Raw genomic sequence first — 11,743 nt, forward strand, 5'->3', positions numbered from 1 at the left:
TCCTTAGTATAATTATCCCTATGCTTCTAATATAGCTCTTAAAACATCCAGCAAGACATTATGAATACAAATTATACATAAATTATTCTGAGATCGGTTGGCATTCCCTTAAACATTGCCTGCATAAAAAATTAATCTCTAAATAGGAAACAACGCATAGGTTGTGATTTTTAAAATAATAATCAATACTGAATTATTATGAATTGCTTGAGTGTGGAAAAAAATTGGGATGGATCATAAGAATACTCTTGGTGGCAGCAGGGTCAATAACAAGTTGGTTTGTCGCGCGAGATGCCCTTAATTTCAATATCATTCAAATGGTAGTTGCTGTCGTTTTGATTACTTTTTTAGTAATAATAATCGCGTTTTGGCGTGATTTGTCTAATCTATTCAAACAGTTCATTACAAAATATAAAAAGTCTTAATACACTATTAATAAAAGTCGCTGTTCGTTTTTGTGTTATTATTGATCATTTCTTGTTTTGGTCTACACTATAATCATTATGACTTTTATTTATATGTTATGGGCAACAAAGAAGTAATACAAATAGTAAACCTTAGCTTTCTTGGTACTGGTGAGCATCGCGAATCTGATTTTCATATTATCAGTAATTTTCATAATACAATTTTACAAGCAAATAGAAATAACACTTCTATAGCTGCACGATTGTTTGATGGGCCAGGTTCAACTCCTAAGTCGCCTACAAGCAAACACCCGACTCCAGGTACTTATTTTTACAATCCCGTGACACATGCTAAGGTACCAATTAACGCCTCTATGTCCAAAAAAATATCAGATGCCATGCAGCAGTTGACAGGCGTTCTTGCTGGGGAAGGAGTGGAGGATTTATTGTTTGAAGCTACAGTTTATCTTAACAATATTATCGAAAAAAATGAGGGCACACTTCCAAAAGCAATCAATTTACAAGGCTTTAGTCGAGGTGCTGATGCATGTCTGCGTATGGCTAATGTGATTTATCTGCTTTATCCCGAGATTAAAGTAAATCTATTTCTTATTGATCAAGTTCCTGGACCCGGGCGGCGTGATCATGCGCCTTCTTATACAATTCCACCTAATGTAGAAAATTTTGAATCAACATTAATGCTCCATGAATATAGGCCAGGTTTTGATCCACAACATGCGGGTAGATATGTATTTAGTGCACCAGAAAGAACCAAAACAAATATAAAAATTTACTATGGAGAACATGGCATAGGAAACCGGTTAGAACATCATGAAAAAAACCATACTGCCTTACTTTTACATGATGATTTAAATCGTTTTTGTCGAAAAACGGGTACTTTACCCCAAATAAACTCTAAATTTTATATTACTCATAGAAACACCAAAGGACGAATACAACAAGAACACATCGAAAGTCATTTGGAGTTGTCCGATTTAGCACGTTTTAAGCTTTTATGTTGCATGAAAAAAATGAGGGGAGCTATAGCAAAGGACTCTCAATTAATAAGCGAAAAATTTTGTTGAATCGAGAGGACTATGTACAAGACTCCTCACTGTTTATTAATCAAGAGCATCGAGAATTATTTAAAAAGCTTTATCCTGCTACATTTAATTGGTTTTTTGAAAAAAACTACGATCCTCTAAATCCGCAAAAAAAATTCACAAACCTATTATCCCAAAAAAAACAGCTAAACGATAAAATGGCTTTAGTTGCAAATGAATTAAAAAATATGGAGCTTAGTCCAGAAGAAGCACATTTTTGTTCTTTACTCGCTAAACAATTTCGATTTAATAAAAACAAACTTCCTAATATTTTATCACTGCCTAGAGGTGTAGAACGTAATGAGCAATTTAATCGGGGACAGCCTCTACTTAGAGAAGAACCAGAATATCGATTATCCAACTTACAATATAGACTCACTTCGATTGCCAATTATTACCACTATCATTGTAATACAAAAAGCGAGATTAGTGATCAAATTAAAACATTACTGCTTGAAAGTGTTCAGGCCTCTCGTAATAAACCCGAGAGCGAGGCTATCTTACATTTGGAAAAAAAAATTGCATTAGTAAAGGAAATTCTTCAGAGAAACAATGAAAAGGGTTTCATATGGAATCAAATCAATCTTATTGCTCCCGATGCGCAAAAATATGGAATAGAAGTAAAAAACCTATTACAGAAGCATCTACAACATAATGAAATTCTATTGAGCTCTCAACGAGAGCTTATTCACTTTGCTATTGAGGAAGTAGATACCATATTGGCCTCTCAAGAGAAAAATCCAATGCAACAATGTCAAGAAATAAGAAAGCTGGTTCTTCTATTAAAATCAGAAGTTACTCGTCCTGAAAATGAGTATCAATTGCAGAGAAATCTTTTAAAAATGGCTTTCTTGACATTTTCTCAAAATCCATCTCAAATTATAAATTTGGATTCTTTAGCAAAAAATCTCAACCAACTCGCAAATGTACATCATGATAAAACTAATACCACTGAAAAAATTATTGAACGTTTAAATCAATATTATCAACGAAATACCTTCTGGCATTCAGTCACCCATATCTTGAAATTATATAAAATTCCCTGTCCTAAAATTAATTTGGGAAGGAAGAGTGAAATTGCAGATTTTTTACGGAAAGAACTTTTGCAACTCAAGGCGGAGGGCAAAGACTATGATGTTGATGCAATTAGTCAGGCACTTGGAAAAGCACGAAAAAAACTAACGGACCATTATCAGCAAACAACTCAATTAAAAATGGATAGTTTAGATCAAATTATTAATGAAGGATTAGGTTTGGTAATTGCGATGCGCACTATTATTCCTCAAAGCCCTATGTCCTCAAAATCGTTTATAGATTTCAAAAAAAGATTGCAGTGTCTGACAGCGGTAGAAAATTTAGAGCACATTGACTACTCAAAAAAATAGAACGGTGACTCTGAGATGATATGGAGTATGAGAACCTGCTTTGAGTATTCATTGATGCAAAGGAATAGTTCAAATGACTCGATAATAAATAACCTTAAAAAAACAGGGATAAAGTTAAAATATAGAATTAATTTAAGCCTCAGGTTTTTTTAAGTTTTTATGTGGGCATTCACCAAGAGAAACCAGAGAGCAAGTCAATAGTGTCCGGCCAAAAATCAAAGAGTTTGCATTTGATTTTAAATTACTGTTATTATGAATAATAAAAATTGAACAGGGAGTGTATTAAATGATGAAGTTTTTCAAAAAAAATAATGCGCTAATTATTAAAAAAATAGAAAAAAACGTATTATCTAAATCAATAGAACCATCCATGGATAAGGTGAAAAGTAATAATACAGATTCAACCTTACTCAAACAAGGTCAAAAGGTAGTTGGTTTTACCAAACATCGAATCCTAAAAAACGAAAATGATTCTGTTAGTGTTTATACCCCAAATATTCTCTACTCTCATAAAATGGAAGATATTCGGGAAGAAATGCGGCAGCGGGGTTGTGGCTTTGCTTTATTCAAGGTACAAAAACAATTAACTTGCCCATCAATAGATATATCCGAATTAAATGATTCACCCGAGGCTAAAGAAATTTTAGAACATAAAGTAGATTATCATCACTTAGAGCCTATCAAATTACTTGAGGATACTCCTCCACCCAATCTCATGTCGAAATTTTATTAAAATCTATATTTGGACCTTGATGTACAACCGGTTAACTACCAAATTCAAGTGGCGTTTTAATAAGTAATTGGCTCTTAACGGCAGTATTTTGGGATAAATTCTGCCGTTCGAGTTAACATGTGCTCGTTATTACGCATTTTTTATGATTAATTATCCTCTAAAAACTGGGTAAGCTTCGCCATTAGGCGTCACTTCTATAGTGGGGTGGGCTTCCTTCACTCCTCCACTTAAATCAATAATAAATCCTTTTTCACCCGCTTTGCCATTATGTCCTTTAAACTTAAACTCAACAATGACACCTTCATTATCACGAACTGCTGTTTTAATGCCATGCTTATCATTTGTTTGATAAATAACTTTGGTCACATTTTGGTGCAGAATACCCATAATCTCAGGACTTACATATACTTGTAATACTCCACCACAACCAATATCAAATTCTTTGTCGGTACCATTGGTAAGGGTCATTGTTTGCTTGGAGTTTGCCTTGACTTCAGAAACTGCTAATGGAATTTCATCTAACCAGTCTGGGATTCTAAAAAGTCCTGTAGTTTCTCTTAGATTTCGTTTGACGTCCCCAGTGTGGGGGCAACGAGTAGGGGATACCTGGGTAAAGTGTCCATAGTGTTTCCATTCTTTATTGGATAAATATTCTGGATGGATCAGGCCTGTTTTAAGTGCATTAGGTGAAGCAAAATATAAACTCGCTCCTTTAGGGAATTGACCATTCATGTACAAAACGCCGAGATAGCGTAAATCGTCTACTGTGATCTCATTTAGGGGCTTATTTAGTGCAGTAATTAAGCTATTGGCGCCACTAACTAAAGATTGCACAACAATATTGACTCCATTTTTCTTAAAAATTTGTCCAAAGGTAGCCATGCCCCAGTCATCAGGCTTATATCCACCATCTTTTTGTTTTTGAGCAACCTCTTTGTCTAAATCTTTGGATTTGGTATGGAGATAATCAATAACTCCCTGTTCTGGCTTGTGCGATTTTTGACTCGTATGATATTGACGAGTTCCAGTTACATTTTTGGATTTTTGCTTTTCGCCTTTGATATAATTCTTATTGAAAAATTGATTAGGGTTAGGCATATTATCATTAGGGATTTCAATAGTTTCAATTGGTTCGGGGTTCGTACCCTCTGTTATTTTTTTTGTTTTTTTATGCAACATTGATTGGCTAATCGATTTATCATGTTTTTTTGAGCAAGTCTGGTTTTTATTTGTTATTTTACTTGTTATTTTTTTATCAAATAATTTTTTTTCAAATTTAATCTTCATCAACATCACCTTGATTCTTTGGAATAACTTGTGGCGAAATTATACCAAATGATTATTAAATCAACATTAAATATTCTAAAAAATCGTACCGACGGAATTGCCTCAAATTACTTGTTAGAAAGGAACAAAAATAAGGATAAAATCCTAACTGGCTTGCATAAGCTGTGCTGATTTTATTTGGGATGCGAAGGAAAATAAAACTTGTAGTGTTGCAAGTTAATAAAGACGAGGAATAAATTATGAAAGTTAATATTACTAAGAAAGAATATCGCACCTTGCTTGATATGTTATACATAGCCGACTGGGTACTGCATTCCTATACCATAAAGGAAACGAAACAAAATGAGTATGAAGCTTTAAAACAGAAGTTTTTATCTTACTTTAAAGAAATGGAAGCAGATGAGCAGATAGAATTTTCTCAAGAATTCAATGAACATTTTGAAAAAACTCAGTATGAAGAGTTACTTAATGAAAAGTTTATTGAACCTTATGAACAAAAATTGTTCTGGGATGAGTTAATTCATAGATTAAGTGAACGAGATGTAATGGAGGCAATGGGAGTGGAAAAATATAAGAAGATGGAGCCTATGGAACGCATGAGGAAAGTCGAAGAGGTTAAAGCGCAATACGCTAATGAATTTAAAAAACATGGAGTGAAGCATCTTAAATTAAGCGAGTTGACTTAATTTATTATTAACAGTTAGTGCTTGCTCCAGACAGGACTACCTTGAAGGATTGCATTTAAACTTTGAGTTCTGAAAAATGAGATAACAATGTTTGTACTGCAATTTCTGCCATTGCCTCTTGCGGACAAAAGTCCATAGCTACCGCAAAACCTATTTCTTTCATGGCCTCACTCCATAATGAGCTTTGGTTTAAAATAGGTTTGATTTTTTGAACTAGAGATTCTAAGACAACATCATCCATATAAAGGAATTGATGTTTTTGGTTACGGTGAGTCAACATCTCTTTAATAGTGATGTAGAGTGCGTACTTTAATATATATAAAGCATACTCAATTGATTCGCCTCCATTACCCAAGTCAATTTTCTCTTCCTTACAATAAAAATGAGTCAAACAATAATTATCTGGATGAAACTCATGTCCAAGAAAATCAATGGAATTATTTAGTTCACATCGAAAAAAGAAGTATTTCTCCTGTTCATTTTTTAGAGTAGAAATTTTAAAACATCCTTGAAATATACTGGGCTGTTCCCAAATAGCGACCAAAATCAAAGTTTCTATATTGATGTGTGTAAATCTCATTAATGTATTGTCCCGGGAAAATTTTTAAAAAAATTGACGATTATTGATCAGCGCAATTGAATCTGGCGAGATAAAAGATAGAACTTATAAATTATAACAGTAATAAATGCTACACTCATTTGATAATTGAGAAAAATTGAGAGTAAACCCACTAATCGCGACTCTTAGATGAGTTTATGATTATCCTTGATAAAGCAGATCATAAATAGAAGCTTTTCTGTGCAAAAGTATCTATTTATTTAGAGTACATAAGTCATGAAATTTAATATATATATTAAAATTTTGGGTGCATTCTTTGTGATTTTTTTAATTTTTGTTTTGACATTTTTTAGATATTTAAAATCACTTGAGACAGATATAGTTATTAATGCAGGAAAAACGATGTCACAAGGGCTGTTAATTAGTTTAGAAAATGAATTAATTAATAACCCAAAATCAAACTGGAATCCACTAATAAAGAAAAAGACAGATGATATTGTCCATATTATAACAATCGACCGCCTAAAGCTTACAGCGACGCAGAGTAAGCAATTAAATAATGGTGAGATAATTTATTTAACAGGTAAAACTTATCAATTTCTCAACTTAGTCATTGTACAACATATAGCTTATAAAAAAATTGGTAAGACCCCATACGTATTAGCTTATTATTTTTCAGATCCAGGCCAAGTTATTTTTGATTATATGAGCCCCGCTTTAAAACAAATCGTTCAACATTTATTATTAATACCCAAAAATACCTGGAATAAAGAAATATTAAAGCTAGAAAAAATATATGGCTTCCCACTTCATATTTATAATACCAAAAGTATGCACGTACCACGTAATATAATTAACTCTTTATCAACAAATCATCTGGTATTTGAAACAAATAAAAATTCGTCACAAATTGGTATTCTCTATTATGGTTTTAGTGGAGGAATACTCAAAATTGGCCCACTCAACTATCTATCAATTTCAGCAAGAGTAAGTGACGTAATATATTACTTTATATTGGCTTTCTTTTTCTTATCCCTTTGCCTTATTACATTTCTCTCCGTGCTTTTTGTGAAAAATATGAAAAAGGTATATCAGATCACTAAAAATTTTAGTCAAGGGAACTTTGATTTTCATCGGAAAATAAGCACGGCTTCTGTATTGTACGGGCTTTATATAAATATCATCCACATGGGCGAACGATTAAAAGAGCTGATTGAATCACATAAACAAATGTGTCGATTTGTCGCACATGAAATTAGAACTCCTTTGTCAACCGTTCAAATGGCGACGGATAGTATCAAAAGAAAAAACACAGAAGATATATTACTCACTAAACAAGTTAACAGTATACAAGAAGATATTGCAGACATGAATCGCATCGTCAGTACTTTTTTGATTTACTCAAAAATGCATTCCAGTGAATTAAAATTAAAAAAGTCGAAGACAGATATAATATCATGGTTGAAAACATTATTAGAGCCTTATGCATCATCGATATTTGAAATTACATTTCATGCGAATGAATTAAATTCTATTGAAGCATACATAGATGAAAGTATTTTAAAACATGCTATTACAAATTTAATTACAAATGCCATGAAATTTGCTCTACACCATATTTCTTTAACTATTTCGCTGGATGATAGGTACATTTTAATCCACATTGACGATGATGGGCCAGGCTTACCGCATGAGGGTGTGGATGACATTTTTTCTGAATACTCGATTGCCGAAGACGCTGAAATTGGGGATAAACATATTGGGTTAGGCTTAGCCATTGTTAAAAAAATTGTTAATCTCCATGGAGGAAAGGTGTTCGCTACACAATCCCCGATATTAAATGGTGCTCGATTCACAATTAGACTGCCTCGGTATTTTTTTGGGAGTTGATAAATAAACAAGTTTAATCATTTTCAACCTCTTTGCAGAGGGAGGGGGTCTTTTAAAGTAGATGTTATAGATTCATTAAGATAAATTCTTTTATGACCTCCAGGATGGTTTGGATGTTGTGTCTGTGTATTGCATTTCAAGCTGAGATACTCGCAATTGCCTCACTTCGTCTTTATATTGTAATGAATATTTTGGTGAATGCTGTTTTGATAAAAATTTATTACGACCACCGTGGACAAAATAAATGCTCAAGTGATCTCCATCAAATCCTATTTTGAAAGATTGGTCCTTTTCAGGTAAAAACTCAGCCTCTGCTACTTGCACAAGTTTTATTTGTTGATCAAATTGCTTAAATATCAAACCACCATCTCTTATTGATATCTCTACGTCATCGTTATATAAGTTCTTATAATTCCCAACAAATGCGTTCATTGATAAGGTAGATTCCTGCTTCGGAGAGGGATGATGTACCAGTTTAAACCATTCCAAACGCCTCAGTTTCGTTTCATCCTCAGGCGATAACTCAAAAGCTTTTTCAAAATAATATTTTGCCTCTTCAAATTGGTCATCAATTTCAGCAATTTTACCTAAAATCGTTTCTTGCCATCCTGGCTCATCGCATTGAGTATAATGTAATTGTTTATAGATCCTGTCCATAGTACCAATAGGAGTTAAATCAGGAGAGCAGAACACTTGGTTTGCAATGCTCATCCCGTTTTCTGAATTGGTAAAAAATACAGCACCTTTTTGGGTTGTTATATTGATCGCAATAAAAGCACGCGTATTAGGATTTTCACCATATTGATATGCTATTACCTCATCCTCATGTCTATAGATGTGCCAGCCTAAACCACATGTCATGAGGCCATCCGTATTCATTGGCTCAAATGCCTGTTCAATGAGGGGATCCTTCATATTTTCTAACCATGCAACCATTAATTTCGAAAAATCATCGGCGGTTGTCAGCAGCGAGCCAGCGGCGTTTACGAGAGGCTCTCCTACGTAAATTGAAGTTGGTTTTCCTAGCTCGGTATGAACTGCGACAACATTATCATCGTCCTCTGATGTTGGCATAAATGTAGAGCGGCTCATTTTTAATGGCGCAAACACATACTCTTGGGCCAATGTTTCTAAATCTTTGCCAATTTTAGCTTCAATGGCTTTTTGTAAGTAAAGAAAAGCTTCGCCTGAATAGGAGTATCCCTCACTCAATTTCGATTTAGAGTCAAAAATGAGTGGTGAAGATAAACTTGCCCCAAAATTCGGTAAGCCCGTAGTATGTGACAATATATGTCTGGCCGTTAATTCCTTCGCTTTTTTAGGATATTCACCATCCACTTTGAATCGTTCATAATGCAATATGTCATGTAATGGTTCGTCCAGAGCAATTTGCTTCTGCTTGACCAACTGCAATATCAAATAAGTAAAAACAATTTTGCTGAGAGAGGATGCTGGAAATCTGGTTTTATTATTTACGGTCATTTCTGCGTCTTTGGGTTGAAGATTTTTTTTGCCAACAGATATTGAAGTTCTTACAAATTTATGTTTTTCATTTTCTTTGTGCTCGACACAGGCATAACTAACAGCAGGAATATGCCCTAGCTTAATTATTGCTTGTAATGCAGTCATTGAAGGAGTAGTACCCATAGTCTTGAATTCCACTTGAACGTTTATTTTGATGTTTTGATTTTATCAGGAGTACACATTGTAAATGTATATATATTGTACAGAGATCTCTTTAAGATAATTTGTGTAGACTTACAATAAAATTGGTAGCTGGGGTCGTGCATACCCAATACAAACATAATAAAAAACTACCTAACATGAAAACATGGGATATTAGTGCTTCCTGGCTGTTTTGGCGTAAAGATTAAGCATGATTATTCCCAAGCTTCAGATATAAATACATATCCTTTTTTATGAAATGTTTTTATTCGATAAGGCTTTTTACTGTTATCATTTAATGCTTTTCTTAAACGTGATATTTTTAAATCGATACTCCTGTCAACCCCATCATATTCGCGACCAGAAAGAGCATACTGAATGCTATTTCTACTAAGTAATCTATCATGATTCTTAACCAATAAAGCAAGAACCTCAAAGTCACTGGTACTTATTGAAATTTCCTCACCAAAGAGATGGACACTCTTTGTACTAAAATTGATAGAAAAGTTGCCGAAATGAAATTGATTTTGATCATTAACTAGATTAGGTCTACGTAACAATGCTTCTATTCTTGCTTTTAAAACTTCGTCTGCAACAGGTTTTGTTAAATAGTCATCGGCTCCTAAGTTTAAAGAAGATACTTCACTTTCAATATCATTAATTGCGGTTAACATGAGTATTTTCCCCAAATAATCATCTCGAATGGTGTGACAGATTTGATCTCCATTCATCCCTGGAAGCATTATATCTAATATCACCACACTTGGTTGTTCACGAAGAATACGATAGACGGCTCTGTCGCCACGTTTTTCAATAGATACATCATAACCTGCTTCTTGTAGGCTTTCTTTGAGATAGTTGGCTAACTTAATGTTATCTTCTACAAGCAATATTGATTTACTTTTCATTCTTACTGTCTAAGCCTCCCGAATAGAAAAAACTAATCCAATCCCGTTCCCCAGTTAAGTTTTACATAGATGCAGTGATGTAAGCAAACATACACGGCACATATTGTGGTTAAGCGATTATCAAAATCCCTGAGTATTCAGACTTTATGCAATATCCAAACGTCAAATGAATCAAAAGAAGCAATAAGAATAATAAGCAAGTTGATTTTCGTCTGCGGTCGAATGGGTATCAATTAGTAATGATCCATTATATGTTTCTACTGTAGGCTAGGCCTAACATGTAAGAAGCCTTGAGCGGCGTAAATACGTTAATGATAAGCCGCCGCCTTGTTAGATGAAATCGCTTATTTCAGGCCTGGTGTTTCTATAGACTCATTAGGTACCTCTGTGGCAATTGTCTTGCGGGCATTTTTAGTGGCCGAACCCTTAGAGAGAAAGAAAGTAATAAGCTGATTCCTTTCTTGATAATCCGTTAGCTTCTGCACTTGCTGGTATTCAGGTGTTTTTTTTACATTCTCAGTACAATACAATGACGCAAAAAAATTTGAGCGTAATGCGCGCAGAGATAGATTAAGATCCCGGTGTTTACTAGGAATATGTTCCAATGCCAAACCATATTCTTCAACGGCAGATTGACGCATATCATTATTTTCTTTCAGCCGTGGAGACGCATGCTTTATCGCCCAGCCTCGTTTATTCTCTATGGCTTTAAACACTACCTCATCATCGTCTTGCATCAAAGGAGAAGCAAATTCCAACGCGTTGCAATCGCCTTCAACGGCAGCTAATACTGTTTTTTTGTCATTTTGAAGTGAATAAGCTGCCCATTTTAGTTCATTGCCGCGAAAAGATACTACATGGTAGACAATCTGTTTATCGCTTTTTACAGCCTCTGAGCGATGTTGCAACATGGGTAATGAACCAAGCCCATCGCGGAAAATCTGTACGTAGGCTTTGCTAAAAGCATCATAAAAATTCGTATTTTCCTCTGGCATTTCGGGAAAATAAAGTCGGTACAAGGTCTCCCAGCCATGATGATTATTTTTTGCAGGAAGTGACGGTAAATCCAAATCAATCAATCTGTGGTTTAAAATTTTTTCTATAGTTGCATTGTTCAATAGAT

The 11,743-nt window shown here is 34.2% G+C and carries 10 protein-coding genes; 5 read left to right on the plus strand and 5 right to left on the minus strand.

Annotated elements, in window-relative coordinates:
- Positions 1–523 precede the first annotated feature (523 nt).
- The 3 genes from EL220_RS08695 to EL220_RS08705 all read left to right on the plus strand — a co-directional run bounded on the left by EL220_RS08695 (position 524) and on the right by EL220_RS08705 (position 3,625).
- On the plus strand, positions 524–1,489 hold the full coding sequence (locus EL220_RS08695) for a hypothetical protein (protein WP_128130860.1): 966 nt from the start codon (positions 524–526) through the stop codon (positions 1,487–1,489).
- Positions 1,420–2,892 (plus strand): Dot/Icm T4SS effector Lem25 family protein, encoded by a 1,473-nt coding sequence (locus EL220_RS08700; protein WP_128130861.1) that lies wholly within the window; start codon positions 1,420–1,422, stop codon positions 2,890–2,892. The genes EL220_RS08695 and EL220_RS08700 overlap by 70 nt, the downstream gene beginning before the upstream one ends.
- A gap of 286 nt (positions 2,893–3,178) precedes the next feature.
- Positions 3,179–3,625, plus strand: a complete 447-nt coding sequence (locus EL220_RS08705; protein WP_232002716.1) for a hypothetical protein — start codon at positions 3,179–3,181, stop codon at positions 3,623–3,625.
- 150 nt (positions 3,626–3,775) lie between these two features.
- Here the strand turns inward: EL220_RS08705 and EL220_RS08710 are convergent, their stop codons facing one another.
- A complete protein-coding gene (locus EL220_RS08710; RefSeq protein ID WP_232002717.1) occupies positions 3,776–4,912 on the minus strand; it encodes a hypothetical protein in 1,137 nt (378 codons plus the stop codon).
- 239 nt (positions 4,913–5,151) lie between these two features.
- On the opposite strand from EL220_RS08710, the gene EL220_RS08715 reads away from it, so the two are divergent.
- Positions 5,152–5,598 carry a hypothetical protein gene (locus tag EL220_RS08715; RefSeq protein WP_027270044.1) on the plus strand — a complete coding sequence of 149 codons (447 nt, stop codon included), beginning with the start codon at positions 5,152–5,154 and terminating at the stop codon, positions 5,596–5,598.
- A 55-nt stretch (positions 5,599–5,653) separates the two neighbouring features.
- Here EL220_RS08715 and EL220_RS08720 read toward each other — a convergent pair whose 3' ends face one another.
- Positions 5,654–6,178 (minus strand): hypothetical protein, encoded by a 525-nt coding sequence (locus tag EL220_RS08720; RefSeq protein WP_027270045.1) that lies wholly within the window; start codon positions 6,176–6,178, stop codon positions 5,654–5,656.
- Positions 6,179–6,433: 255 nt separating this feature from the next.
- Here EL220_RS08720 and EL220_RS08725 point away from each other — a divergent pair, with 255 nt between their 5' ends.
- Positions 6,434–8,047, plus strand: a complete 1,614-nt coding sequence (locus tag EL220_RS08725) for a sensor histidine kinase (RefSeq protein ID WP_027270046.1) — start codon at positions 6,434–6,436, stop codon at positions 8,045–8,047.
- 90 nt (positions 8,048–8,137) lie between these two features.
- Here EL220_RS08725 and EL220_RS08730 read toward each other — a convergent pair whose 3' ends face one another.
- The 3 genes from EL220_RS08730 to EL220_RS08740 form a co-directional block, all read right to left on the minus strand.
- Positions 8,138–9,694 (minus strand): serine hydrolase domain-containing protein, encoded by a 1,557-nt coding sequence (locus EL220_RS08730; RefSeq protein ID WP_027270047.1) that lies wholly within the window; start codon positions 9,692–9,694, stop codon positions 8,138–8,140.
- 233 nt (positions 9,695–9,927) lie between these two features.
- Complete coding sequence (locus tag EL220_RS08735; RefSeq protein ID WP_027270048.1) at positions 9,928–10,620, minus strand: response regulator; 693 nt, start codon at positions 10,618–10,620, stop codon at positions 9,928–9,930.
- Between the two features lie 344 nt (positions 10,621–10,964).
- A complete protein-coding gene (locus EL220_RS08740; RefSeq protein ID WP_027270049.1) occupies positions 10,965–11,738 on the minus strand; it encodes a DUF4116 domain-containing protein in 774 nt (257 codons plus the stop codon).
- Positions 11,739–11,743: the final 5 nt, after the last annotated feature.

Source organism: Legionella sainthelensi (assembly GCF_900637685.1).
Lineage (GTDB): Bacteria > Pseudomonadota > Gammaproteobacteria > Legionellales > Legionellaceae > Legionella > Legionella sainthelensi.